Origin of the sequence: Stagnimonas aquatica (genome assembly GCF_003730135.1) — a bacterium.
Lineage (GTDB): Bacteria > Pseudomonadota > Gammaproteobacteria > Nevskiales > Nevskiaceae > Stagnimonas > Stagnimonas aquatica.
Genome location: NZ_RJVO01000004.1, coordinates 107,106 through 132,482, shown reverse-complemented (window position 1 = coordinate 132,482; position 25,377 = coordinate 107,106). Strand labels below are relative to the sequence as shown.

19 protein-coding genes and 2 tRNA genes are annotated in these 25,377 nt (G+C 66.7%); 3 read left to right on the top strand and 18 right to left on the bottom strand.

Features of this window, described 5'->3' with window-relative positions:
- Nucleotides 1-42 precede the first annotated feature (42 nt).
- Complete coding sequence (locus tag ED208_RS10185) at nucleotides 43-2,145, top strand: heavy metal translocating P-type ATPase (protein WP_123211792.1); 2,103 nt, start codon at nucleotides 43-45, stop codon at nucleotides 2,143-2,145.
- Nucleotides 2,146-2,447: 302 nt separating this feature from the next.
- Nucleotides 2,448-3,884 (top strand): hypothetical protein, encoded by a 1,437-nt coding sequence (locus tag ED208_RS10180; protein ID WP_123211791.1) that lies wholly within the window; start codon nucleotides 2,448-2,450, stop codon nucleotides 3,882-3,884.
- A gap of 36 nt (nucleotides 3,885-3,920) precedes the next feature.
- Here ED208_RS10180 and ED208_RS10175 read toward each other — a convergent pair whose 3' ends face one another.
- A complete protein-coding gene (locus tag ED208_RS10175) occupies nucleotides 3,921-6,173 on the bottom strand; it encodes a peptidase M19 (RefSeq protein WP_148044728.1) in 2,253 nt (750 codons plus the stop codon).
- A 394-nt stretch (nucleotides 6,174-6,567) separates the two neighbouring features.
- On the opposite strand from ED208_RS10175, the gene ED208_RS10170 reads away from it, so the two are divergent.
- Nucleotides 6,568-7,269, top strand: coding sequence for a phosphatase PAP2 family protein (locus ED208_RS10170; protein WP_158608507.1), 702 nt, complete (start codon nucleotides 6,568-6,570; stop codon nucleotides 7,267-7,269).
- Nucleotides 7,270-7,280: 11 nt separating this feature from the next.
- Here the strand turns inward: ED208_RS10170 and mrtJ are convergent, their stop codons facing one another.
- The 17 genes from mrtJ to ED208_RS10090 form a co-directional block, all read right to left on the bottom strand.
- Nucleotides 7,281-7,634, bottom strand: a complete 354-nt coding sequence (gene mrtJ, locus ED208_RS17320; RefSeq protein ID WP_158608506.1) for a JDVT-CTERM system glutamic-type intramembrane protease MrtJ — start codon at nucleotides 7,632-7,634, stop codon at nucleotides 7,281-7,283.
- Nucleotides 7,635-7,726: 92 nt separating this feature from the next.
- Nucleotides 7,727-8,197 carry a hypothetical protein gene (locus ED208_RS17315; protein ID WP_158608505.1) on the bottom strand — a complete coding sequence of 157 codons (471 nt, stop codon included), beginning with the start codon at nucleotides 8,195-8,197 and terminating at the stop codon, nucleotides 7,727-7,729.
- Between the two features lie 31 nt (nucleotides 8,198-8,228).
- Nucleotides 8,229-9,002, bottom strand: a complete 774-nt coding sequence (locus ED208_RS10160) for a hypothetical protein (RefSeq protein ID WP_158608504.1) — start codon at nucleotides 9,000-9,002, stop codon at nucleotides 8,229-8,231.
- 153 nt (nucleotides 9,003-9,155) lie between these two features.
- On the bottom strand, nucleotides 9,156-10,130 hold the full coding sequence (locus ED208_RS10155; protein WP_158608503.1) for a prolipoprotein diacylglyceryl transferase: 975 nt from the start codon (nucleotides 10,128-10,130) through the stop codon (nucleotides 9,156-9,158).
- The gene (locus ED208_RS10150) at nucleotides 10,105-10,473 is read right to left on the bottom strand and encodes a PDZ domain-containing protein (RefSeq protein WP_123211785.1); all 369 of its coding nucleotides are present in this window, start codon (nucleotides 10,471-10,473) and stop codon (nucleotides 10,105-10,107) included. The genes ED208_RS10155 and ED208_RS10150 overlap by 26 nt, the downstream gene beginning before the upstream one ends.
- 207 nt (nucleotides 10,474-10,680) lie before the next feature.
- Nucleotides 10,681-10,754: transfer RNA gene (locus ED208_RS10145), tRNA-Cys, on the bottom strand.
- Between the two features lie 53 nt (nucleotides 10,755-10,807).
- Nucleotides 10,808-10,883: transfer RNA gene (locus tag ED208_RS10140), tRNA-Gly, on the bottom strand.
- A 138-nt stretch (nucleotides 10,884-11,021) separates the two neighbouring features.
- Nucleotides 11,022-11,588: a CDP-diacylglycerol--glycerol-3-phosphate 3-phosphatidyltransferase gene (gene pgsA / locus ED208_RS10135; protein ID WP_123211784.1), complete on the bottom strand. Its 567-nt coding sequence runs from the start codon at nucleotides 11,586-11,588 to the stop codon at nucleotides 11,022-11,024.
- 84 nt (nucleotides 11,589-11,672) lie between these two features.
- Entirely contained in the window at nucleotides 11,673-13,556 is a 1,884-nt protein-coding gene (uvrC, locus tag ED208_RS10130; RefSeq protein WP_123212012.1) for an excinuclease ABC subunit UvrC, read from the bottom strand.
- Nucleotides 13,557-13,655: 99 nt separating this feature from the next.
- Complete coding sequence (locus tag ED208_RS10125) at nucleotides 13,656-14,678, bottom strand: SRPBCC family protein (protein WP_123211783.1); 1,023 nt, start codon at nucleotides 14,676-14,678, stop codon at nucleotides 13,656-13,658.
- Between the two features lie 52 nt (nucleotides 14,679-14,730).
- Nucleotides 14,731-16,677, bottom strand: coding sequence for a DNA repair helicase YoaA (yoaA, locus tag ED208_RS10120; RefSeq protein ID WP_233574997.1), 1,947 nt, complete (start codon nucleotides 16,675-16,677; stop codon nucleotides 14,731-14,733).
- Entirely contained in the window at nucleotides 16,674-17,267 is a 594-nt protein-coding gene (locus tag ED208_RS10115; protein WP_158608502.1) for a tetratricopeptide repeat protein, read from the bottom strand. The genes yoaA and ED208_RS10115 overlap by 4 nt, the downstream gene beginning before the upstream one ends.
- Nucleotides 17,264-19,582: a penicillin-binding protein 1B gene (gene mrcB / locus ED208_RS10110; RefSeq protein ID WP_148044727.1), complete on the bottom strand. Its 2,319-nt coding sequence runs from the start codon at nucleotides 19,580-19,582 to the stop codon at nucleotides 17,264-17,266. Before mrcB ends, ED208_RS10115 begins: the two co-directional genes overlap by 4 nt.
- A 71-nt stretch (nucleotides 19,583-19,653) precedes the next feature.
- Complete coding sequence (gene phoU, locus ED208_RS10105) at nucleotides 19,654-20,376, bottom strand: phosphate signaling complex protein PhoU (protein ID WP_123211781.1); 723 nt, start codon at nucleotides 20,374-20,376, stop codon at nucleotides 19,654-19,656.
- Nucleotides 20,377-20,460: 84 nt separating this feature from the next.
- On the bottom strand, nucleotides 20,461-21,267 hold the full coding sequence (gene pstB, locus ED208_RS10100; RefSeq protein WP_199720588.1) for a phosphate ABC transporter ATP-binding protein PstB: 807 nt from the start codon (nucleotides 21,265-21,267) through the stop codon (nucleotides 20,461-20,463).
- A gap of 82 nt (nucleotides 21,268-21,349) precedes the next feature.
- A complete protein-coding gene (gene pstA, locus ED208_RS10095) occupies nucleotides 21,350-23,068 on the bottom strand; it encodes a phosphate ABC transporter permease PstA (protein WP_123211779.1) in 1,719 nt (572 codons plus the stop codon).
- Between the two features lie 3 nt (nucleotides 23,069-23,071).
- Nucleotides 23,072-25,336: an ABC transporter permease subunit gene (locus tag ED208_RS10090; RefSeq protein ID WP_158608501.1), complete on the bottom strand. Its 2,265-nt coding sequence runs from the start codon at nucleotides 25,334-25,336 to the stop codon at nucleotides 23,072-23,074.
- Nucleotides 25,337-25,377: the final 41 nt, after the last annotated feature.

The following is a 25,377-nucleotide window of genomic DNA, read 5'->3' as shown; positions in this document are numbered from 1 at the left end:
ACCGATGGCAAGGCTCGAAAATGCAGTGAAGGGAGTAGCGCAATGAGCAAGCAACACGGACAAAGAGGTTCCGGTACTGATCGAGCCGATCCGCACGATCACGCCGGCAGCGAGGTCGGCCAGGGTGGTGCCCACGATGAGAAAAGCGGTCAGGCCCACAACGACAGCAAGGGCGGCGGCAGACACGAGCATGGCGACGGTGGGATCTTCGGCGAGAAGACCGAGCTGATCTTTGCGCTGCTGACGGGCGCGCTCACGCTCGCGGGTTACCTGCTCGCCAAGCAAAGCATCGGGCCTGGCTGGTTGCCGACAGGCCTCTATGTAGCGGCCTATTTCTCCGGTGGGTTCTACACGGCGCGAGAAGCACTGGAGAATCTCCGCGCGCAGCGCTTCGAGATCGACACGCTCATGCTGGTCGCGGCCATCGGTGCCGCAACACTGGGCGCCTGGGCAGAAGGTGCTCTGCTGTTGTTCCTGTTCAGCCTCGGCCACTCGCTGGAGCACTTCGCCATGGGGCGAGCCCGGCGCGCGATTGAGGCGCTGGCGAAGCTGGCGCCCGAGGTCGCGACCGTCCGCCGCAATGGCACCACGAAGGAAGTGCCCGTCGCTGAGCTGGAGATCGGCGAGATCATCCTGGTCCGCCCGAACGAGCGACTGCCAGCCGACGGCGTTGTGACGGTCGGCACCAGCGCCGTCAATCAGGCACCGGTAACGGGTGAAAGCCTCCCGGTCGACAAGGAGCCGGTGAAGGATGTCGCGGCGGCGATGGCCGGTTTCGACAAGCTGCCGGCGAAGCACCGGGTGTTCGCGGGCACCATCAACGGCAGCGGCGCGATGGAAGTCAGCGTGGCTCGTCGCTCCGATCAATCGACGATGGCGCGCGTGGTGAAGATGGTCACCGAGGCCGAGGCACAGCGTTCGCCGACGCAGAAACTGACCGAGCGTTTCGAGCGGATCTTCGTGCCGTCGGTGCTGCTGCTGGTCGTGCTCCTGATGCTCGCCTGGGTGGTCATCGACGAGTCTTTTGCGACGAGCTTCTACCGCGCCATGGCGGTGCTGGTGGCCGCGAGCCCCTGCGCGCTGGCCATCTCGGTCCCCAGCGCCGTGCTCAGCGGTGTGGCGCGCGCCGCGCGCGGCGGCGTGCTGGTCAAAGGCGGTGGTCCGCTAGAAAACCTGGGCACGCTCACGGCAATTGCTTTCGACAAGACCGGAACGCTGACCGAAGGCAAGCCCAAGCTGACCGATGTCGTCCCCGCTGACGGAGTGCCCCTCGAAGAGCTGCTGAATGTCGCGCTCGCCGTCGAGAAGCAGAGCGACCATCCCTTGGCCTCTGCCGTGGTCGAGGGTGCGGTGGAGCGCCTGAAGGACAAGCTTCAGGCGCTTTCGCTTGGGTCGGTCGAAAGCATGACGGGGCGCGGTATTCGTGCCGACCTGGGTGGCGAACAGGTCCTGATCGGCAAGCCGGTGATGTTCACGGAGATGAAGGACGCGCCAATCCCCGAAGACCTCGCTCAGACCAACGCGAAACTGGTGGACTCCGGTCGAACGACCATGATCGTCCGGCGTGGCACTCGCTATCTCGGCGTCATCGGCGTCATGGATACGCCCCGCCCGGCCGCCGGTGAGGTCATGAAGCAACTGCGGCAACTGGGCATGAAGCAGTTGGTCATGATTTCCGGCGACAACCAGAAAGCGGCGGAATCGGTCGCCAAATCGGTCGGCCTGACCGAAGCCCGTGGCGACCTGATGCCGGAGCAGAAGCTCGATGCGATCAAGAGCTTGATCGAAGCACACGGCAAGGTCGCGATGGTCGGCGATGGTGTCAACGACGCGCCGGCGATGGCCAAGGCGACGGTCGGCATCGCGATGGGAGCCGCAGGCTCCGATGTCGCGCTGGAAACCGCCGATGTCGCATTGATGGCCGACGACCTCCGCCATCTGCCCTTCGCGGTCGGGCTCTCGCGCGCGACCAGCCGGGTGATCAAGCAGAACCTCTGGGTGAGCCTTGGCGTGGTTGCGGTCCTGATTCCGGCCACCATCTTCGGGCTGAGCATCGGCGCGGCCGTGCTGTTCCACGAGGGCTCGACCTTGATCGTGGTGATCAATGCCTTGCGTCTGCTGGCTCACAAGGGAGCGAACTCATGAACGGCATGGACGTTGGCCATAGCCCGGTAGATCGCGCGCCGGTGTGCCCGAATTGTTGAGTGGGCTCGGTGGTGAGCGCGCGGCAGAACCTCGCGATCAACGCCAGAACGCCGATCAGGACGGATGCGACGGGTACCGACTTCCCAGCATCGCCGAACCTGCCGGCCCCGCCCGGCCTGTTCCGGCGAGCACACCGGCGCTGACAGGCGCGGAGGGCATCAGCGAGAATCAACTACGCGCCGGCATGCGCGGCTACCTGCCTGCGGCCGCGTCCACCCTTTAAGCAACCGGTGCACCCGATCATGAGGCCCAGCCGCCCGCCGACCACCCTCGCCCTGGCACTGCTGGCCGGGCTCCCGGGGGCGGCGCAGGCGCACTCCTTCGGCCGGCTCTACAACCTGCCGGTGCCGTTCTGGATGTACATCTACGGCGCGACGGCGGCGCTGCTGCTGTCGTTCCTGCTGGTGGCCTGGTTCGCGACCGCGAAGGAGGAGACCTTCGCCACGCGTGCGCCCAAGACGCTGCCGCTCGCCCTGTCCGGTTTGAAACCCCTGCTGCGGCTGATCGCCCTGTGCGGCCTGCTGCTGACGGTCGCCACCGGCTACTTCGGCAACGCCGACCCCTACCGCAACTTCAGCATGACCTTCTTCTGGATCGTGTTCGTGCTGGCCTACGCCTATGCCACCGCGCTGTTCGGCGATCTCTACGCGGCGATCAATCCCTGGCGGACGCTGGCGGAGAGCCTGGGCCGGCTGATCCCCGGCTACACGCGCGGGCGCTGGCGCTATCCCCGGCGCCTGGCCTACTGGCCGGCCCTGGCCTTCTACATGGCCTTCATCTGGATCGAGCTGTTCGCGCACACCCGTCCGTTTTCGCTGGCGGTGACGCTCTCGGTGTACAGCCTGCTGAACCTGCTCGGCGTCTGGGCCTTCGGCGCGCGCGACTGGTTCCGCTACGGCGAGTTCTTCGCAGTGTTTCTGCGCCTGATCGCGAAGATGGCGCCGTTCGCCTACGAGCAGGGCCGCCTGCGCCTGCGCAGGCCGTTCAGCGGCCTGTTGGAACAGCCAGCAGAACGCTGGAGCCTGCTGGTCTTCGTGTTGTTCATGCTCTCGTCCACCGCCTTCGACGGGCTGATGGCGACCCGCACCTGGCTGCAACTGTTCTGGAGCGATCCCTGGGGCATCCTCGAAGCCTGGGTCGGCACCAAGGCGATCTACGCCTTCCCCACCCTGCGGCCGGTGTACTTCGCCTTCCAGAGCTTCTGCCTGCTGATCTCGCCGTTCCTGTATCTGGCGGTCTACCTGCTGGCCATCGGCCTGATGAAACTGATCACCGGCAGCCGCCTGCCGCTGCGCACCCTGGCGCTGCGCTTCGCGCTGTCGCTGCTGCCCATCGTGCTGGTCTACAACATCACTCACTACTACACGCTGATCCTCACCCAGGGCGTGAAGATCGTCAGTCTCTTGTCCGATCCCTTCGGCCGGGGCTGGAACCTGTTCGGCACCGCCGGCCTGTTCCGCGCGCCCTACCTGCCCGACATCGGTCTGGTCTGGCATGTGCAGGTCGGGCTGATCCTGTTCGGCCACATCGTCAGCGTCTACCTCGCGCACCTGGAGGCCCTGCGGCTGTTCCCGAGCCGGGGCAAAGCAGCGCTCAGCCAGATTCCCATGCTGCTGCTGATGGTGCTGTTCACCGGCGCCGGGCTGTGGATCCTGGCGCAGCCGATCACCAGCCGCTGAGTCCGGGCGGCAGGGCGCCGCCCGGCGCGCACGAACCTAGCGGTTGTAGACCCGCTCCCACATCTGGATGTAGGCCTCGGCGGAGTTGTAGAAGGCGCTTACCGCCTCCTCGCCGCCTTCCAGACGCAGCTCCTCGACGATGTCGGGCATCAGACCGTAGTGCGGCGTGCCATCCACGTCCGCGTTCCAGGACTTGCCGCTCTCGGGGATGGTCAGCATTTCCACCGTGACCGGCTTGATACCGGCCGCCGCGAACTGCGGCCCCCAGCCCGGGCCCTCGAACAGCTTGAAGGGATAGCTGATCTGCGGCCGGCTGGCGCCACGCGGCTCGGGATAGCCTCCGAAGCCGTTGCCGTCGAAGCCATAGCCCATGCCCAGGGGGCGATCCGACGGCCACATGGTCTTGAGTTCGTCGAACACCGACTTGGCCATCACGCCGTTCGGGTTGTAGGGGAAGATGATGCCGCCGAGATCGAGGATGTCCTTGGCCATTTCCTTGGTCAGGCCGCCGTGGCCGCCATGCACCGAGATCAGCGGATACACCGGCGTCTGATGGCGGGCGACGTCGATCATCTCGTTCTTCACCAGCATCGAGGCGTGGTCGGTGTCGAGCACCATCTTCTTCTTCATCGCCTCCTGCAGGGCGTAGCGGCCGAGGTCGGTCAGGCCCTTGGCGTTGCACTGACGACCCGGCGGATAGATCGGCAGGATGCCGTTGGTGATGCCCAGCAGGAAGTCGGTGAGCGGGGTGTTGATCGGCAAGGAAGCTTCCTGCACCGCACCGGCGATGTAGAAGTCGGCGAAATGCGGCAGGCCACGGTCCTGCGCGAACCACTGGTGCTCTTCCGGCGGGCAGGTGTAGGTGTCGCGGAAGGAGCCGGTCTGCAGAAAGCCGAGCAGGTCCATCACCACGCCGCTGAAGATGCCGGTGCCGGCCAGCGCGTTGTTGATGTCGTGGTAGAGGTAGAGCTGACGGACGCCGAGCTTGTAGACCTCTTCGAGGCCGGCGTCGATGTCCTCCTTGGTGCACTGGGCAACTTCACCGATGCCGGCGATGGACTTGGTGCCGCAGCCGAAGATGTTGGAGAACTCCAGACCCAGCACCACCGCCATCTTGCCCTCGTTGATGACCTGACGCGCCTCGGCCGGCGACTGCACGATGCGATACCAGCCCTTGCCGGGGCCGCCTTCCTGGGCGTCGATGTAGTCCTGCATCTGGTAGGCGTACTTGAGCTGCTTGATGCCGATGCTCATGTCGTTGCAGTCGGCGAACTTGGTGCCCAGCGTCAGCGAGCCGAACTGGCAGAGCGCCTCGATGTTGGTGCCGAGGTTGACCATCAGCCGCTGGCCGGCGATGTAGGAGCGCTCGACCCATTTGTAGTACATCGCCTGGTGGCTGATGTTGGGAACCTTCGGCCAGTCCACGAAGGTCGGCCAGCCCTGGGTGTCGTGGGTTCCGGGCGCGGTGCCGGCAACGATCCACTCGGCGTCGAGAATGCCGTTGGGGCCGTGGAAGGCCTGGCAGTTGCCGAGCGCCTCGGTCACACCAAAGCGGTTGAACATCTGGCCGTAGACAATGCCGGCCGCCGAGGGACCGACGTTGCCGCTGCCGTCCGACAGCTCACTGCCCATCGCCATGTGGGTATGGGCGTCGGCGTAGCCGATCACCGGCTTGTCGATGCCCTGCCCCGTGAAAGTGCGCCCCTGGATGCCGACCGGCATTTCCGGGTAGGGCGTGCAGCCGCTGCTGGCCTCGAAGTCGAACGCCGTCGCGCCGCCACTGGCCAGCACCAGGGCGCCGCTGTTGTCCGCCGCCAGAGGCTGGCCTTCCTGCTCGGAGACGATGCTGAAATGGCCGTCGGCAGTCTTGTCCACGGTCCACACCACCGCCTCTTCGGGAGCATCCACGCTGCCCACCGCCTCGGCGCTGGTGGCGGCGAGAAAGCTCTGATCCTTGGCGTAGAACAGGTACTTGCCCAGGCCGGTCGGGCGCAGCAGCAGCGGCTCGCCGCCAGCGGCGGCGGCGGCGGTCGCGGCATAGCCGCCGTTGCCATCCTTCACCGCGTAAGCCTTGGAGGCGACCGACTTGAGCACGAAGCAGCCGTTGGCGAGGGAGTAGCGATCCTGGGTCGAGGCCACATGCGGAACCGGCGCATTGGCGCAACTTCCGCCGCCGGCCGGCGCCGCCGAGGCGTCCGGTGGCAAGCTGTCCACCTCGGGCTTGCTGCTGCTACCGCAGGCCACGCAGGCCAAAGCCAGAGCAATACCGGAAAATCCCTTTATCTTCATACCACTGTCCTTGGGTGAACGACTGATCGCTGGGTTCAAGAAGCGTGCCAGAAAAAAAGCGGCAACATGCCTGTCACACCCCGGTAAAAAATGCTCTGACCATAGATTCAGGACTGAATCACGCCGCGAGTGGCGAGAGCGGTGATCGGGGTCTGCGACCGGCATTCTCGAAACCGAAGCGGCCTACCATCAGCCGCTGCGGTCACCAGCCAGCAGTCAGGTCATCCCGGCCCGACTCCAACCGACCGCCTCCCTCCGAGCAGCAGCGCCATTCATGCCACCGACCCTTGATGAGCTAGACGCGCCGAAACCGGCACAGACCCAGGCAGATCGACCGATCCTGAGCAGCCCATGGCCCAGACATCTGGGCGATGCGGCCTTTGAGCGCGTGGTGATGACCCTGATCGCCATCGGCGCCTTCCTGCCCTATTTCCCGATCAACCATCTGACGCTGTCACTGCCGGCGCAGGACCTGAGAGGAACGATCGACCGGCTCATCCCGTTCAATCCGACCTGGGAGCTGGTCTACGTCTCGATCTACTTCTACCTCTTCGTCCTGGTCTTCTACATCCGCGACGCGCACCTCTTTCGCAGGACGGTGCTCAGCTTCGTGGTCATCCAGTTCACCTGCTTCGCCGTGTTCCTGGCCTACCCGGTCGGCATCGAGCGGCCAACCAATCTCCGTCCGGACAGCCACTTCCTGGAGTGGGGACTGGCGCTGAACTACGCACTGGACCAGCCGCGCAATCTGTTCCCCTCGCTGCACCTGGCGAATGCCTTCATGGCCTCGCTGCTGTTGCTCAGGGTGCAGCCGCGCGTCGGCGCCGTGGCCATCGCCTGGGCGGTGCTGATCGGCTACTCGACGATGGCGGCTCGCCATCACGCCTTCGCCGATGTCGTCGCCGGCGTGGCGGTGGCACTGCTGACCGACCGGCTGATCGTCGCTCCGGCAGTCGCCGGCCGCCGCGACCAGGCCTTGCTGAACCCGCCACAGACAGCCCTCGCCGTCATCGCCATCTATCCGATCACGGTGCTGGCGCTGTATCTGCTCTGGCGCGCCGGCTGGCAGCCCTTCACCTGGCCAGCGGCCGGCTGATCGCCCCTGACTCAGGGTAGGGGCAAAAGCAACAGCGCCATGCCGTTGTAGACCATGTGCAGGACGATGGGCGAAAGCAGAGAGCCATGCCGCTCGCGGAAGTAGCCGAAAACCAGCGAGGGTATGAAAGTGGCGATGGCGAGCCAGGCTGCCCGCGAACCAAGGTGCATCGCCGCGAACAGCAGACTGGTAACTAGGTTGGCGAAGCTCAGCGGTCCGAAGCCCACCGGCAGCCGTCGCAGGAGCGCCTCCTGGATGGCGCCACGGAACGCGAGTTCCTCCACCAGTGGGTGAAAGATCAACACCAGCAGGACGGTTTTCAGATCCGGCGACTGCCAATGCCAGGTCAGGGTGCCAGTTCGCACCCAGGCCAGCAGCGCACAGGCAGGAAGGGCAGCCGCCAGCGCGGCAAGAAAAAGCCGGTCGCGCAGCGGCGCGTCGTACCGCAGACGCGCGACTACTGGCTGGAAGAGGCCGATGCCTGGGCCCGCCAGCCACCCCGCCGCAGCAGGCGGCGGAGCAGGTAAAACAGCGCCATGCCGACGATCAGTGGCAGGCCTGGGTTGCTGGTGGCGCAACTGATGCCCGTGCCAAGCACCGGCGCCGCCTTCTCTTCCAGGCTCGCGGAACCGTCGGGCTCGACGCTGAGCACGTACTTTTCATCGCCGTTCTCGACATCGATGGTGGCCTTGCCGTTCTGATCGACGTTGCCACCCTCACTGGAAAACTTGGGGTTCTCGGTCAACGAGGTGTAGAAGGCCTCCCCCGCCGCAGTCTGCCCGCCGCTGGCGCCGAAGACTGCCTCCGACTGGCCGGAAGAAGCCACCAGGGAGCCACCAGGCCCGCTACGCAGACTGACCGGGGGTCTGTTTCCAGCCATCGCCGTGAAACTCAACAAGGCGGCAATCGCGATCAGCAGTGTGCGCATGACTTGGGTCTTCCGTGGTGCGAAGAGAGGATCAGAATCTAAAGGAGTAACCAACGCCGCCAGAGAACTCAGTGCCTGCGGTGTTCTCGGTCAGGTTGATGGCCCCGAGGTTGATCGTCAGCGGCCAGCGCCTGAACGGAACCCAGGAAACACCACCGTTCAGCTCGATACCGTTGTAGTCGGCGATCAGCGAAACCTGCGGGTGCACGAAGACGGCCATGCCACCAAACAACTGCGTGCCTTCCCCGCCTTTGCTGAAGCGGTTGTCGCCAAGCCCGATATTGAAGGCCAGGGCGCGTGGACCATTCCAGGGCAGCGGAACCAGTTGGGAATAGGCGACGAAGGTCGAAGTACGGGTTTTCTTTGCGGTCCCCCAGCGCGCGACGTTCTCGACGCCGACGGCCATCGCCGAGAACCGGGACAGGGAGGTGTGCAGTTTGAGATTGACGTTGCCGTCGTGCCCGGGATCCTCACCGATACTGATGATGTTCACTGCGGACTCAAGCCCCACGGCGGACTTGGGGTTTCCCACTCCCACCACCACCGAGGCGCCACCGTCCAACGTCGGCGAACGGCCCTTGGGGCGGGTGGATCCACCCGCGCCGACACCTACCTCACCCCAACCCGCACCGAAGGCCACTGGGGAACCGAAGGCGATGCCAGGCGAGGCGACCGGGGCCTTGGCCTGCGCCAACAGCGCCTTGATCTGCTCGGGCGACAAGCCGAGTTCGGAGAGTTGCAGTGCGGATGCGGCCTGAGGGCCGGCGATCAGGGCGGCGGCAAGGACCAGGGTCCTCATGTTCATGCGCATGGCTTGCTGGGGACGAGGTCGTGGCGGGGGCGTCTGAATTATTGCACGCGCGCCGTGCGGGCCGTCATCTCGGCAAAAGACCACGGCACCGCCGAATGGCCGGAACACTGGCGCAGGCGGGCGGCCCGCTGCGACGCCGATCTCGCCTCAGCGCGAGGCCGCGTCCCCGGCTTCGAGCCTCCGCCCCGCAGTCGGGCCAGCGGCGCGCGGCGCCAGGGCCAGCACCAACAGAGCGGTGAGCACGAATGCGACCGACAGATACTGCGAGGGCATCAGGCCAAAGTAGGTCTTGTCGTCCACCCGCCAGAAGTCGAGCACGAAACGCATCACGCCGTGACAGATGAAGCCGAACGCCAGCGTGGTGCCTGGCCGTCGCGCATGCCGGTCCACATAGAACATGGCCACGGTGATCGGGATCAGCAGCACGCATTCGATCAGGCCCATGTCGAGTTGTGGGCCGCCCGGAAAGTCCACGGCGAACCAGGCATCGCTATGCACACCCAGGTGATCGTGGGCCAGGGCACAACCGGCCCGGCCAATGGTCAGCGCCACGCCGTAGGCCGGAATGATCGCATCCTGGAACTGCAAGGATCTTTCGACCGACCAGTAGCGCCGGGTCACTAGCCAGGCCCCCAGATGTCCGCCGAACAGCGCGCCGGTGGACGACATACCGCCGAAGGCGGCGATAGCCCGCCAATCGCCGGAGAAACCGATCTCGGGAAAATAGGCGAGCAGCATGGTCAGGTAGGACCCGATACCCCCCAGGGCCAGCGCGGCGGCGGCCATGCGCGCCGACTGGACGATGGGCAGCCCCTTGCGGCGCGCCAAGCGCTCGGCCACCAGCACGAAGCTGACCACCGCCAGCGTCAGCGTGATTTGGAAGGCTTGAACCTGCAGGCCGAAGATCGAGACGACCGGGTGCGGAATGTAGGGAATCACTCGGGAGTATTCGGGTGTCGGATGAAGGACCGGGTATCGGTCTTCGGCGCGCGAGCATGGAGCATCGGCCGCTTGATTTCCATCTCGGCAAAGACGCCAACTGAGCACGAGCAAGGCGCCTGCGAACAGGCCAGGAAGTGCCCCGGAGGAAAAGACGCTAGTTGGGTCTGCGGCCAGCGACAAGCTGGATTTCGTACTCGGTTCCGTCGGGCCGGCGGGCGCGCACCCGAACGACATCACCCACATTACGGTACAGGCCCTTGCCCGCCTGCAGAATCGAGCAGCCGGGGATTGGGCAATCGTCAATGCGCAGGATGCGATCCCCCGCCCGCAAGCCGGCATGCTGGGCTGGCGAGCCGTGGGCGACGGCGAGAATCTCCACCGACTCCAGCTTGCGTGCCAGCCAGAATCCCTGCGTGGCGTAGCGCGCATCGACGCCAAACCAGCCGCGCTCACCGGCGTTCGCGGTGGAAGCCAGCAACATCGAGAGGAGCAGAACCAGAATCCTGTGGCGGGAAACACTCATGAGATGCCTTGATTCCTGAACCCGCCAGGGACCATCACCAAGTCCGGCGTCGGCGCGCTATCGGATCGTACACGTCTCGCCCACCGGACCACGCCAGCCTCGGCACGCGCGATGAGCGCTGGCGTCTCCATCTCGGGGCCGCGAACAAGAAAGCTTGGGAGCCGAAAGGCGGGCGACCTGGAGAGCTGTAGCCTCCAGGTTCGCAAGTGGAGGCTGGGGTCGGAATTGAACCGGCGTACGCGGATTTGCAGTCCGCTGCATGACCACTCTGCCACCCAGCCACTTGCGCTAGCGATAAAAATCAAAAGCCCCGCTGGGCGGGGCTTTGAATCTTTGGAGCGGGAAACGAGATTCGAACTCGCGACCTATACCTTGGCAAGGTATCGCTCTACCAACTGAGCTATTCCCGCTTGCGTGGCCGGCATTATAGGGGGGAAGCTCGGAGTGTCAAGGAAAAATCCGGCGATCTGAGGGACTGCTCTCAAGCCACCGCGAGCGCATTCCGAAGCGCCTCGGCATCGGCAGCCACCGTGCAGCCGCGACACGGCTTATTGCGGCATCGATTCCCGCAGCAGCGGCCAGGCGGCACGCAGGTAGACCACCATCGACCAGATGGTCAGCGCCGAGGCGACGAACAGGCACAGATAGCCGATCTCGTAGATGGGCAGGCCGAGAAAGGGCTGCTGCCAGAGCATCAGGCCGATGGCGGTCATCTGGAAGCCGGTCTTGACCTTGCCGACCATGCTCACCGCTACGGTGGTGCGCTGGCCCAACTCGGCCAGCCATTCACGCAGGGCGGAGATGGTGATCTCACGGCCGATGATGACCGCGACCAGGATCGCCATCACCCCACCCGGCTCGTCGCGCAGCAGCATCACCAGCGAGATCGCCACCAGCAGCTTGTCGGCGACCGGATCGAGAAAGGCGCCGAACTTGCTGGTCTGGTTCCACTTGCGGGCCAGGTAGCCGTCCAGCCAGTCGGTGATGCCCGCCAGGGCGAACAGCACGCAGGCCCATTGCCGGGCATGCGGCCAATCGACGTAGAACAGCGCGAGCACCAGAGGGATGGCGGCGACGCGGCCCAGCGTCAAGGCAAGTGGAAAGTTGATGCGCATGGCTTTGAAGGATAGCCGAAAGCATCCGGGCCACCGCCCCGCCCCATCCCCGGCAAGGCAAAAAAATGTGGCCCACCGCGTGCCTCAGTGGAAATGCGCGTAGATGCGCTCCGCCAGCGGCCGGTTGACGCCTTCGATCTTCGCCAACTCATCAACGCTGGCGCGCTTCACCGCCGGCAGCCCGCCAAAGGCGGTGAGCAGCGCGCGTCGGCGCGCCGGGCCCAGGCCCTCGATCTCCTCCAGGCTGGAACTCACCCGCGCTTTCTCGCGACGGTCGCGATGGCCGGTGATAGCGAAGCGGTGCGCCTCGTCGCGGATGCGCTGGATCAGGTGTAGCGCCGGAGAGTCCGGCGGCAGCCGCAGCGGCAGCTCGCGGTCGGGCAGGATCAGTTCCTCCAGGCCCGGCTTGCGGGTCGGCCCCTTGGCGATGGCGACCACCTTCAGGTCGCTGAACTCCAGCTCGTCCAGGGCTTCGAGCGCGGCATTCAGCTGCCCCAGGCCGCCGTCGATGAACAGCACATCCGGCGCTGCCACCTCGCCGCCCTTGATGCGGGCATAGCGGCGCTTCACCGCCTGGTGGATCGCGGCGTAATCGTCGCCAGCGGTGATCGCGCCGCGCAACTCATCCGCCACCGCCGTGGGCGCCGACGGGCCTGCCCGGCCGGCATCACGGCCCGGGTCCACGGTTTCGAGATTGAACTTGCGGTAGGCGCTCTTCAGCGGCCCGTCCTCGTTGAACACCACGCAACTGGCGACGGTGCGCTCGCCACGGGTGTGGCTGATGTCGAAGCATTCCAGCCGGCGTGGCGGCTGCTCCAGATCGAGCGCGCGCTGCAGCTCCAGCATGCGTTCGTCCATGCTCGCCGCCTCCACCAGGCGGGTGGACAGCGCCTGTGCGGCGGTGGCCTGCGCCATCTCCAGCAGGCGCACCTTGGCGCCGCGCTGGGGCCGATTGACCGTCACCTTGCGGCCGGCGCGCGCGCTCAGCGCCGCCTCGATCATCGCCTCCTCGTCCACCGCGTGGCTGACCAGAATCTCCGGCGGCGCCGGCTGGTCGAGATAGTGTTGGGAGAGGAAGCTCTCCAGCAGCTCCTCCGGCGCCGCGTGCGGCGGATGACGAGGAAAGTGGCTGCGGTGGCCGAGGTTCATGCCGTCGCGCACGCTCATCACCACTACGCAGCTACTGGACTGGTGCGGGGCCACCACCACCACGTCGAGATCCTCGGCGCCACCGGTCAGCGAGCGGCTTTCGCGCACCCTCTTGAGCGCGGCGATCTGGTCGCGCAGCGAGGCGGCGCGCTCGAATTCCAGGGCCTCGGCGGCCTGCTCCATCTCCACCGTCAGCTCGCCGGCCAGGGCGTCGGCCTTGCCTTCCAGCAGGCGCACGGCATTGCGCACGTCGCGGGCGTAGTCGGCCTCGCTGATCAGGCCCACGCAGGGGCCAGAGCAGCGCTTGATCTGGTATTGCAGACAGGCGCGCTGGCGGTGCGCAAAGAAGTTGTCGCGGCAGGGCCTCAGCTTGAACAGCTTCTGCAAGGTGTAGAGCGTTTCCTTCACCGCGCCGGCGCTGGGGAAAGGCCCGAAGTAGCGGTGCTCGCCGGTCTTCTGGCCACGGTAGTAGCCGATGCGCGGATAGCGGTGCGCGCTGAAGCGCACGTAGGGGTAGCTCTTGTCGTCGCGGTAGACGATGTTGTACTTCGGCCCCAGCTCCTTGATGAGGTTGCTTTCGAGGATCAGCGCCTCGTCCTCGGTATGGGTCAGCGTCACCTCGATGCGCTGGATCTGGCTGACCATCGCCTCGATGCGGGCATCGCCGGAGGCGCGCAGGAAGTACTGGCTGACCCGCTTCTTCAGGCTCTTGGCCTTGCCCACGTAGAGCAGCTCGTCCTGCGCCCCGTACATGCGGTAGACGCCGGGGGCGGTGGTGAGCTGCTGGAGGAAGGAACGGGAGTCGAATTCGGCGGCCATGCCCATATTGTCGCCGCTGGGCGTTGCGGACGGATTCCAGGGTTGAGGTCGGCGACCTGCCTCGGAGTAAGTGCGGCCCGCAGCGCAGGCCGCCCTCACCTACTTGATCGGCCAGTACAGCTCGGTCTTGACCTGCTCCGGCGGCACCGTGGTCGGGTCGCTGACGTAGTGCTCCCAGGAGTTGCCGTTGTCCTCGAAACCGGCCACCGCCTTGTAGGCCAGCAGCTTCTCGTAGGTTGGCTCCATCGCCTCGTAGGGGCCGGTATGGACGGCACGCAAGGCCCAGCCGGCATAGCTCACGCCCTGCTTCACCGTGCCCTCGGCGAGGGGCTCCGGGGGCTGGCGATCCACCGGGATCGCGGCGTCGAATTCCCAGAACTTGCTGGCCTCGTCGAACTTGCGGGTGATGGCCATCGGCGCCGCCACCTGCTTCAGCCCCTGCGCCGCCATCACCGCCATGATCTGCGCGTAAGCCGCGCCCAGCTTGGCGCCGGCCTCGGCCGCGCTGGCGCTGGCGGAGACGTAGAGGATCGGCCCGGCCTCGACCTGCACCACCGCCAGTTCCACGCCACTGAAATCGGTCTTGGGCATGGACTCGACCAGGGTCTTGAGCCGGGCCAGGCCCTTCTCGTAGTCAGGCCCCAGCATCTTGTCGAGCATCAGGCCGAAGTAGCGGCCCAGCAGATTGCCGTGGAACACCGAGTCGTAGCTCCAGACCACGCGGGTGCCCTCGCCTTCGGTGCTCAGGCGGTAGATCGAAGTGTTTTCGCTGTCGAAACCCGCGAAGACCAGACGCACGGTCACGCTGCTGTCCGGCTCGGTGGCCATGATCTCCTGCGAGCCGCTGCCGACATTCGGGTCCTGGCTGCTCCAGGCCTGCTGCGCGCCAACACCCCAGATCGGGCCAGACAGGGTCTGCACCGCGTTCGGATCGAGGTCTTCCCAGGGCGACCATTTGCGGAACTGCTTGAAGCCGTTGAGCACCGCGTAGACCGCCTGTGGCTTGGCCTGCACCAGGGTGCTGCGCTCGATGTGGGCACGATCCGGCAACGCAAAGCCGACGATCACCAGCAGCGCGATCAGGCCGACGATCACCGAGATCACGATCTTCAGTGCTTTCATGATTCTTCCCCCTCCAGTGGAGCCGCCAAGCTACGCCGCCGCCGGGAACGACTCAAGCGTTTTCGCGCGACTCCGGACGCAGCGCGCGCAACCAGTCCTCGGCCTCGGCGAGGCTGGACAGCAGCGGGATCGGCGGCAGGCTGGCCAGCACCTTGCGGCCATAGCCCTTGCTGCGCAGGCGCGGGTCGCAAAGCATGAGCAGGCCCTGGTCGCTGACATCGCGGATCAGCCGTCCAACGCCCTGGCGCAGGGTGACGATGGCGCGCGGCAGCTGGTCGTCGCTGAAGGGATTGCCGCCAGCCTGGCGGATCGCCTCCAGCTTGGCGTCAAGCACCGGGTCGCCGGGGGCGGCGAACGGCAGCTTGTCGATGATGACCAGCCGCAGCGCCGGGCCTTTCACGTCCACGCCTTCCCAGAAGCTGGCGGTGGCGACCAGCACCGCATTGCCGGCCTCGGCGAAGCGGCGCAGCAGCTCCGGCTTGGGCCATTCGCCCTGGGCCAGCACCGGCAGCTCCGGCAGCGCCGCGCGCAGCAGGCCGCAGAGCTGCTGCAGCGCGCGGTGGCTGGTGCAGAGCACGAAGGCCCCGCCGCCGCTGGCGCGGATCACCGGCAGCATCGCCTGCGCGGCGGCGCCGGTGTAGGCGGGGTCGTTGGGCTCCGGCAGACCGGGCGGCAACCACAGCCGCGCCTGCTGGCGGTAGTCGAAGGGGCTGTCCAGGCGCAGGCTGCGCACAGCGTCCAGACCCAGAGGCCGGGTGAAATGGGCGAAGTCCTCGCCGGCGGCCAGCGTCGCCGAGGTGAAGATCCAGGCACCGGGATGGGCGGCGCGCATGGTGCCGAAGCTCTCGGCGACTTCCAGCGGCGTGGCATTGAGCGCCCCGCCCCGCCCCACCGGCTCCACCCAGCGCACCTGCGAGTCGCGCGCGTCGAGGTCGGCGACCAGCGTCCAGCGCTCGCTCAGGCGCAAGGCTCGCTCCAGGCAGGCGCCGAACTCGGCGCTGCGCTCTTCCAGCGGCTTCAGACAGTCCACCAGGGTTTCCAGCGCCTGGGTCTGGGCGCGCAGGCTGTCGGCGACCCCGAAGCGCGACGCGTACTCGCGCAGGCGCTGGCGGAAGCCGCCGCCGAAGCTGGACTCGACCCGCGCATTGCTCTCGCCCAGGTCAGCCACCGCCTGCATCAGCGCCGGGACATCGCCGTACTGCTCGGCCTCGGTCATCGCGTCGCGCGCCAGTGCCTGCACCTGCTGGGTGGAAACCCTTTGGCCGAAGTGGCGCAGCGCCAGTTCCGGCAGCTGGTGCGCTTCGTCGATCACCACCGCGTCGGCGCCGGGCAGCACGCTGAAGCCCTCCTGGCGCAGCAGGTGGTCGGCGAACAGCAGGCTGTGATTCACCACCACCAGGTCGGCGGCGGCGGCGGCGCGGCGCGCTTTCACCACGAAGCAGTCGGCAAAGTCGGGGCACTTGGCGCCCAGGCAGTTGTCGGCGGTGGAGGTGATGCGGGCATTGAGGCCGTCATCGGGCGGATCGCCCGGCAGCTCGGCGAGTTCGCCGCTGGGCGAATTGCGGCCCCAGGCCTCGATCTCCGCCAGCCTGGGCCATTGCGGACGCGCGCGCACGTCCATCTGCGCCTTGGCCAGACGGTGCAGACACAGATAGTTGGCGCGGCCCTTGAGCAGGCTGACCCGGACCTGGGCGTCCAGCGCCTGCAGCAGACGCGGCAGGTCGCGGCCGAACAACTGGTCCTGGAGATTCTTGGTGCCGGTGGACACCACCACCCGCTTGCCGGAGCGCAGCGCCGGCGCCAGGTAGGCGTAGGTCTTGCCGGTGCCGGTGCCGGCCTCGACGATCAGACTGTCGCCGCAGCTGAAGGCCTCGGCCACCGCCGCCGCCATGGTCTGCTGGGCGGCGCGCGGGGCGAAACCGGGGATGGCCCGTGCCAGCGCGCCGTCTTCGCCGAAGATGCCGTCCAGCTCCGCCGCCAGGGCTTGCGCCTCGCTCAAGGCGCCAGCGGCGGCTGGGTCAGCAGGCGCTGCAATTCCTCGTGGCGGGCCTCGGCCTGGGCCGCGCCATTGGCGTTGCCACGCTGGGTGCGGGCGGCCGCCAAGAGACGCCAGTTCTCGACCTCGATATAGGGATTGCGGCGCGCCAGGGAATTGGACTTCTGGGCCTCGCTCTCGGCCTGCTCGGCCTGGCCCATCTGCAGGTGCAGGCCGGCCAGCGCCTGCCAGACCCAGGGATTGCGCGGCTCGATGCGCAGCGCCCGCTCCAGCGCGGCGGCGGCCGGCTCGAGCTTGCCGGCCTTGCGCGCCTCCCGGGCCTGACGCACCAGCGACAACACCGGCGCGGCGGCGCCAGAGGCCTCGATATTGCGCGGATAGCTGGGCAGCAGCGGCGGCTTCACCTCGGGCACCGGCACCGGTTCGCCGGGCGACACCGGCTGGCCCACAGCGCCGCCGGGCACCGGACTACCGCCGGTGCTGCTCGGCTGGCCGGACGGCTCGGGATACACCTGGCCCACCGGCTGCGGCTGGATGTTGGCGCAGCCGGCGAGCAGCAGGCCGGCAACAGGGATCAGCAGCCATCGTGTCACTGGAAAATCTCCTTGAGCCAATCCGCCGGCTTGTCGAGCAAGCCGCCGGCACAGGGCGCGGACTCGCTGGGCGCGTAGCCGGCAACAAAGGGAATGCTCACCGCGCCGACACAGCGCTCGTCGGCCTTCAGCCCACTGGCGGGGTCGATCAGCGCTTCCTCGACCTCGGCCGGCGGGGTGTCGTCGAGGCCGCGCACCTTGAGGTCGCGCATCAGCCGCGACCACATCGGCAAGGCGCCGGTGGCACCGGACAGGCCGGTAGGCTTGTAGTCATCGCGGCCGACCCAGATCACCGCCACCCGGTCGGCGGAATAGCCGGCGAACCAGCTGTCGCGCAGGTCGTCGGTGGTGCCGGTCTTGCCGGCCAGCCGGGTGCTGGCGGGAATCACGCTGTAGGCGGAGCGCGCGGTGCCGAACTCCAGCACCTTGTGCATCGCCCAGGTGGTGAGGAACACCGGCGCCTCCGGCAGCGTCTGCTTGACCTTGAACGGATAGCGCTTGAGCGGCTGGCCCTCCTTGGTCAGCACTTCACGGATCGCGCTTAGCGGCGTCTGGTAGCCGGAGGCCGCGAGCGTGTTGTAGACCTGCGCAACGTCCAGCGGCGCCATGTCCACCGCACCGAGGAAGATCGAAGGCAGCGCCGGCACGTTGGCGAAGCCGGCGCCGGCGAAGGCCTGCTGCACCTTGTCCACGCCAACGTCCAGGCCCAGGCGCACGGTCGGCAGGTTGTAGCTCTGCGCCAGCGCCACGTAGAGCGGCATGCTGCCGTGCAGCTTCTTGTCGTAGTTGGCCGGGCTCCAGACATTGCCCTTGGACAGCTTCAGGTTGATCGGCTCGTCCGGCAGCACGGTGGCGAGGTTGTAGCGCTCCGGCTGCATCAGCGCCGCCAGGTAGACGAAGGGCTTGGACAGCGAACCAATCGAGCGCCGCGAATCCAGCGCGCGGTTGAAGCCGGCGTAACGGATGCTGCGACCACCGACCACCGCCTGCACCTCGCCGCCCTCGACGCTGGTGATGACGCCGGAAGCTTCCAGGGTGCCGGCCGGCAGCTTGCGCGCCTTTTCCAGCTCCGGCAGGTCGGCGAGCAGACGCAGTTCCAGCGCCTCCTGGGCGCGCGGCTCCAGGGTGGTGAAGATGCGCAGGCCCTCGTTGGTGAGTGCCTCTTCCGGGTACTGGTCGCGCAGCTGGCGCTTCACCAACTCGACGAAGGCCGGGTAGCGCTCGACACCGCCACGGGCGCCGCCGGACAGCCCCAGGGGTTGCGCGAGCGCCCGTTCCAGCTCGTCCTCGCGCAGCAGGCCGCGCTCGGCCCAGGTCTTCAGCACCAGATTGCGGCGCTCGCGCACCAGGTCCGGCCGACGGCGCGGGTCGTACTGGCTCGGGCCTTTGACGATGCCCACCAGCAGCGCCATTTCCTGCGGCTTGAGTTCGGCCAGCGGCTTGTTGAAGTAGAACGAACTGGCCAGGCCGAAGCCGTGCACCGCGCGCGAGCCGTCCTGGCCCATGTAGATCTCGTTGAGGTAGGCCTCGAGGATGGCGGCCTTGTCGTAATGCGCCTCCAGCAGCAGGGCCATGACGATTTCCTTGGCCTTGCGCCGGAAGGTGCGCTCGCTGGACAGGAAGAAGTTCTTCACCAGCTGCTGGGTGATGGTGGACGCACCCTGGCGCACCCGGCCCGAGGTCATGTTCTCGAAGGCAGCGCGAGCGATGCCACGCAGGCTGATGCCGGCGTGCTCGTAGAAGGCGCGGTCCTCGACCGCCAGGAGGCCCTGCACCAGCAGCTCCGGGGCCTCCGAGAGCTTGATCAGCACCCGGTCTTCGCCGCCTCGGCTGGGGTAGATGCTGCCGATCAGCATCGGGTCCAGACGGATCAGGTCGAGCGGACCGCCAGTGCCGAGATCGCTGATCGACTCGATGCCCTCGGCGCCGCCGCGCACCAGCATGCGCGAAGCCGGCTGCGCGCCATCCCAGAAGCCGAAGGCACGGGTGGCGATGTCCAGGCTGTCGGCGCGGGCGACGAAGGTGCCGGCGCCTTCAAGCGCATCCACCGGGCGGTAGCCGAGCCGCACCAGCTCGTGGCGCAGGTCGGCGAGCGGCAGGTTGAGGCCGGGATAGAGCTCCTGCGGCGCGGCGTAGACCTGGGCCGGCAGGGTCCAGCGCACGCCGGCGAAGCGACTGCGGATCTCGCGGTCGAGACTGGCGACCTGGAAGGCAGCGACGACCAGCAGGGCGCTCAGCAACAGCACCAGCGCGGTCAGGCCGGAGCGGAGCAGGTTGCGACGGGTAAACCAGGACGCCAGACGGGGCGGCAGCACGGATCTTCAGTAGGGGCGTGGGAGCAGCGGGCAGTTTAAAAGAAAACCCCCGCTGACGCCGGGGCGCGTGCCTACTCGTCGTCTTCCTGGACTTCCTTCTTCATCGCTTCCAGCGAGATGTGGCGAACGTCCTTGCCCTTCACGAAGTAGATGACGTACTCGCAGATATTGCGGGCGTGGTCGCCGATGCGCTCCAGCGCGCGCACCGCCCAGATCACGTCCAGCACCCGGCGGATGGTGCGCGGGTCTTCCATCATGAAGGTGATGCACTGGCGCATCAGCGCCTCGTACTCGCGGTCGATGTTGACGTCTTCGTGCGCGCAGGCCAGCGCCGATTCGGCGTCCATGCGGGCGAAGGCGTCGAGGGCATCGCGCACCATCTGCGAGACGTGGCGGGACAGATGCCCGACCTCGACCAGCGGCGCGATCCCACGCTCCTGCTCGGAAAGGTCCGCAGCCATGCGCGCCACCTTCTCGGCCTCGTCGCCCATGCGCTCGAGGTCGGTGATGGTCTTGATCACCGCATAGACCAGGCGCAGGTCGGAGGCGGTGGGCTGGCGGCGGGCGAGGATGCGGCTGCACTCGTCGTCGATGCTGACTTCGAGGGTGTTTACCTTTTCATCATTGGCGATCACCTCGGCAGCCAGCTCGGCATCCACCTCGGTCAGCGCCCGGGTGGCGTCGACGATCTGCTGCTCGACCAGGCCGCCCATCGCCAGCACGCGCTGGCGCACGTCCTCGAGTTCGGCATTGAAGACGCTGGAGATGTGGGATTTGTAGGTCGGGGTATGCATGGCGTCTTACCAGGTACAGCGCGGATGTCGTGACTGGGGGTGCGGCACGGTGTGCCGGAACCGGCGGTGGCGCGCGGCCAGGCCTCAGCCGTACTTGCCGGTGATGTAGTCCTCGGTCTGCTTCATCGACGGCTTGGTGAACAGCTTGTCGGTGTTGCCGAACTCGATCAGATCACCGACGTACATGAAGGCGGTGTAGTCGCTGACGCGCGCCGCCTGCTGCATGTTGTGGGTGACGATGACGATGGTGAATTCCTTCTTCAGCTCGTTGATCAGCTCCTCGACCTTGAGGGTGCTGATCGGGTCCAGCGCCGAGCAGGGCTCGTCCATCAGCAGCACCTGCGGCTTGATCGCCACCGCGCGGGCGATCACCAGGCGCTGCTGCTGACCGCCGGAGAGACCCAGCGCGGAATCGTCAAGCCGGTCCTTGACCTCTTCCCAGAGCGCGGCGCCCTTCAGCGCCCACTCGACGGTTTCGTCCAGCTCGCGCTTCTTGGTGACGCCGGCCAGGCGCATGCCGTAGGCGACGTTCTCGTAGATCGACTTCGGGAAGGGATTGGGCTTCTGGAACACCATGCCGACGTTGCGGCGCAGCGCCGAGATGTCGACATCCTTGTCGTAGATGTTCTTGCCTTCGAGGTTCAGGTGCCCCTCGACGCGGCAGCCATCGACCAGATCGTTCATGCGGTTGAAGCAGCGCAAGAGCGTCGACTTGCCGCAACCGGAAGGGCCGATGAAGGCGGTGGCCTTCTTCTTGGCGATCTTCATGTTGATGTTCTTCAGCGCCTGCTTGGGGCCGTAGAACAGGTTGAGGTTCTCCACGGTGATGGCGTGGACGTCGTCCTCGATGCGCGACGGCTGGCGGGAGGCACTGAGAGCGTCGATATCCATGGCGCGTAGGGAAGAAGTGGGTTGTACACCGGTCATAGTCATTGTCCTGGATTCCTGTCGGAACGCGAAACTGCCGGGCGGCCTAGCCGTCCAGGGCCTTGTACTTCTCGCGCAGACGGTTGCGGATGCGGATCGCCGAGACATTGAGCAGCACGATCACCAGCACCAGCAGGAAGGAGGTGGCGTACACCAGCGGTCGCGCCGCCTCCACGTTGGGGCTCTGGAAGCCGACGTCGTAGATGTGGAAGCCCAGGTGCATGAACTTGCGTTCCAAGTGCACGAAGGGGAAGTTGCCGTCCAGCGGCAGGCTGGGCGCGAGCTTGACCACGCCGACCAGCATCAGCGGTGCGACCTCGCCGGCGGCGCGGGCGATGGCCAGGATCAGGCCGGTCATCATCGCCGGGCTGGCCATCGGCAGCACCACCTTCCACAGCGTTTCGGCCTTGGTCGCGCCCAGCGCCAGCGAGGCTTCGCGCAGCGAGCGCGGAATGCGCGCCAGACCTTCCTCGGTGGCGACGATCACCACCGGCAGGGTCAGGATCGCCAGGGTCAGCGAGGCCCAGAGGATGCCGGGGGTGCCGAAGGTCGGCGACGGCAGCGACTCGGCGTAGAACAGTTGATCGAGCGAGCCGCCGACGAAGTAGACGAAGAAGCCCAGACCGAACATGCCGTAGACGATGGAGGGCACGCCGGCCAGGTTGTTGACCGCGATGCGGATGATCTGGGTGACCGTGCCCTGCTTGGCGTACTCGCGCAGGTAGAGCGCGGCGAGGATGCCGAACGGCGTCACGAACACGCTCATCAGCAGCACCATCATCACGGTGCCGAAGATCGCCGGAAAGATGCCGCCCTCGGTATTGGCCTCGCGCGGTTCGGCGGAGACGAACTCCCAGAGCTTCTCGAAGTACAGCCCCAGCTTGGCGAACAGGCCCATGGCATTCGGCCGGTAGCCGCGGGCGATTTTGGCCAGCGGAATCTCCAGCTCCTGACCATCCACCGACTTCAGCACCAGCGAATCGCGCGCCAGCTCGGTCTTGATCTCCACCAGTCGGGTACGCAGGGTCTCGTAGCTGGCGTCCAACTCCGCCTTGCGGGCGTCGAGCTTCTGGTAGTCGGCGGCGGCGTTTTCGCGGGTCTTGCCGGCCAGTTCCAGGCGCCGGGTGTCGAGGCGCACGCGCTCCAGGCCGTAGTTGATGCTGCCGATCTCGCCCTTCTCGATCTCGCGCAGCTCGTGATGCAGGCGGTCGGCGCGGCGCTGCCGCTCGGCGTAGGCGGTCCAGGCCTGCTCGCCGGTTGCGACCACGCTGCCGTTCTCCTTTAGCGCTTCCAGAAAGCCGTGGAAGTTGCCCCACTCCATGCGCTCCAGCACCACCGCGTCTTCGGGATAGCTGCGGTTGAGGATCCACTCGTCGAGCAGGTAGCGGAAGTCGGCGCCGTAGAGATCGCGATTGCCGACCTTGATCAGATCGCGGGTATGGAAGGGCTGGCTGTCATCAAGCTTGAGGCCAGCGGAGATCAGGCGCGCGGTACTGACCTCTTCCTCGCTGATCAGCTCGGCGAGCAGCGGCACCGGCTCCGCACCCGGCTCCTGGTACTCGGCCTTGAGCAGATCGGCCGGCCAGAAGTGCGGCATGCCACGGGCGGCGGTCAGGCACAGCAGCGCAACGGTGATGATGAAGGCGACCGAGATCGCGGCCGCCGTGAGCCAGACATAGGGTTGGCCCGACTTCACATAGGCGGCGACGGACTGCGTGTCCTTGGCGGTCAGGTCCAAGGGCTTGGGAGCTGGGGTGGCGGCCATGGCTTAGATGCTCGCGTATTTCTTGCGCAGGCGGGCGCGGACCACTTCGGCCAGCGTATTGAAGAAAAAGGTGAAGATGAACAGCACCAGGCCGGCCAGGAACAGCAGGCGGAAGTGCGTCGACCCGACCTCCGACTCCGGCATTTCCACCGCGACGTTGGCCGACAGCGTACGCATGCCGCTGAACAGGCTGGCATCGGTGACCGGCGTGTTGCCGGTCGCCATCAGCACGATCATGGTCTCGCCTACCGCGCGGCCGAGGCCGATCATGATCGCCGAGAAAATGCCGGGACTGGCGGTGGGCAGCACCACGCCGGTGAGCGTCTGCCAGGGGCTGGCACCTAGGGCCAGCGAGCCCAGCGACAACTGCTTGGGCACCGAGAAGATGGCGTCTTCGGCGATCGAGAAGATGGTCGGGATCACCGCGATACCCATGGCGATGCCAACCACCAGGGCATTGCGCTGGTCGTAATGGATGCCCAGGGTGTGATCCATCCAGGACTGCATGTTGCCGGCGAAGGCCACCGCCTCGATGGGCTTGGCAATGGCGAAGCAGAACCAGGCCACCAGCGCCACCACCGGCACCAGCAGGGCGCCTTCCCAGCCGGCGGGCACGAAGTAGCGCAGCCGTGCCGGCAGGTTCAGCCACAGGTAGCCGAACAGCGGGATGCTGATCGGCAACAGCACCAGCAGCAGGAACACGCCGGGCAGGTTCGATTCGATGAACGGCGCCAGCCAGAGGCCGGCGAGAAAGCCGAGGATCACCGAGGGCAGCGCTGCCAGCAGCTCGACCGTGGGCTTGACCACCTGACGCAACTCGGCGGACATGAAGTTGGCGACGAAGATCGCGCCCATCACCGCCAGCGGCACCGCGAAGATCATCGCGTAGAAGGCGCCCTTAAGGGTGCCGAAGGCCAGCGGCGTCAGCGAGAACTTGGGCTCGAAGTCGGCGCTCGCCGAGGACGACTGCCACAGCCACTTGGCGTCGTCGTAGCTCTCGTACCAGACCTTCGACCAGAGCGCGCCGAACGACACCTCGGGATGTTCGTTGTGCACGTCGTAGGCGTGCACCTTGCCGTCGGCGCTCTCGGCGATCAGCACCTGCGCACGCGGATTGAAGGCCAGCTGCGAGACTGCGCCAGGCAAGGCCTGCTCGCTGTGAATCAGGCGCTTGGAAGTGGCGTAGAACACGCTCACCCGGCCGGTCTCGTCGCCGACCGCGAAGCTGCGGCGGCGCAGCTCGACGCCGAGGGCGGTGAGCTTGGCGTCGCCTGGCGGATCGAATTCGCGTACCCGCGCCAGATAGGGCTCGCCGTCGTCCTTGCGTGCCGGGAACCACTGGGAGACCTTGCCGTCGGCCTGGGCGACGACGATGGAGATACCACCGGCCAGGTAGTGGGCGGCGCTGACCTCGCTGCCAACGTCCTTGATCTCCACCAGCTCGGGCTGGCTGCCGCCGCTCAGCCGGTAGAAGGCGATCTTGCCCTTCTTCTGGTCGACCACGTACAGCCAGGACAGCAGCGGCTCCACCAGCAGGATGTCGGCGCTCACCGGCGGCGTGAAGCTGAGTTCGCCGGAAACTTCCGAGCTGGACTCGCCGGTGATCATGTTGGTGGTGGTCTCGAAGGCCTTGAGATGCACGGCCTTGGCCGGATCGACGCCCAGGAAGATCGCCTTGTCACCCTCGTCGCGCACCACCAGGCTGCTCGCCGGCCCGGTCATGAACGGCAGCGGTGCCTCGCCCTGCGGGAAGCTCAGGCTGGGGGTGATCAGCCGCTTGTCGTTGGGGTAGCTGATCTCGTACTCGTGGGCGAAGCGCAGCACCGAGCCATCGGACAGCGCCGCCGCCAGCACGCCGCGCTCGGCGGAGACCTCGGCAATCGAAACGATGCTCTGCTCACCGATCGGCAGCTTCTGCTGCACCAGCACCGCACCGCTGGTGAGGTTGAAGAAGCTCACCTCGCCGTTGTCGGCGACCCGCATGGCGACTTCGCCTTGCTCTTCCACCGTGGTGTAGAGCGTCTTGCCGGACCCGGGAACGGCGTACTCGGGGCGCGGATGGAACTCGGCGGGCTCGAACAACGGCGCCACTTCCGAAACCAGGTAGAAGAAGATCAGCATCAGCGCGGCGATCACGCCCAGGCCGCCGACCCACACCACCCAGCGGGCCAGGCTGTCCTTGAAGGCACGGATCTGAAAGCCCATGCCGCCGGCAACGATGTTGTGCCGACTGGTCTCTGAGGCGGAGGGAGTCGTGGGTTCGCTCATGAAATCGCTCGTTGGCATGCCCCGGACGAGGCATGGTCCCT

Bases quoted from the DNA above. Each gene is read 5' to 3' on its own strand.
- ED208_RS10185 (WP_123211792.1), top strand. From the start codon at position 43: ATGAGCAAGCAACACGGACAAAGAGGTTCCGGTACTGATCGAGCCGAT.
- ED208_RS10180 (WP_123211791.1), top strand. From the start codon at position 2,448: ATGAGGCCCAGCCGCCCGCCGACCACCCTCGCCCTGGCACTGCTGGCC.
- ED208_RS10175 (WP_148044728.1), bottom strand. From the start codon at position 6,173: ATGAAGATAAAGGGATTTTCCGGTATTGCTCTGGCTTTGGCCTGCGTG.
- ED208_RS10170 (WP_158608507.1), top strand. From the start codon at position 6,568: ATGACCCTGATCGCCATCGGCGCCTTCCTGCCCTATTTCCCGATCAAC.
- ED208_RS17315 (WP_158608505.1), bottom strand. From the start codon at position 8,197: ATGCGCACACTGCTGATCGCGATTGCCGCCTTGTTGAGTTTCACGGCG.
- ED208_RS10160 (WP_158608504.1), bottom strand. From the start codon at position 9,002: ATGAACATGAGGACCCTGGTCCTTGCCGCCGCCCTGATCGCCGGCCCT.
- ED208_RS10150 (WP_123211785.1), bottom strand. From the start codon at position 10,473: ATGAGTGTTTCCCGCCACAGGATTCTGGTTCTGCTCCTCTCGATGTTG.
- pgsA (WP_123211784.1), bottom strand. From the start codon at position 11,588: ATGCGCATCAACTTTCCACTTGCCTTGACGCTGGGCCGCGTCGCCGCC.
- uvrC (WP_123212012.1), bottom strand. From the start codon at position 13,556: ATGGCCGCCGAATTCGACTCCCGTTCCTTCCTCCAGCAGCTCACCACC.
- ED208_RS10125 (WP_123211783.1), bottom strand. From the start codon at position 14,678: ATGAAAGCACTGAAGATCGTGATCTCGGTGATCGTCGGCCTGATCGCG.
- phoU (WP_123211781.1), bottom strand. From the start codon at position 20,376: ATGCATACCCCGACCTACAAATCCCACATCTCCAGCGTCTTCAATGCC.
- pstB (WP_199720588.1), bottom strand. From the start codon at position 21,267: ATGGATATCGACGCTCTCAGTGCCTCCCGCCAGCCGTCGCGCATCGAG.
- pstA (WP_123211779.1), bottom strand. From the start codon at position 23,068: ATGGCCGCCACCCCAGCTCCCAAGCCCTTGGACCTGACCGCCAAGGAC.
- ED208_RS10090 (WP_158608501.1), bottom strand. From the start codon at position 25,336: ATGAGCGAACCCACGACTCCCTCCGCCTCAGAGACCAGTCGGCACAAC.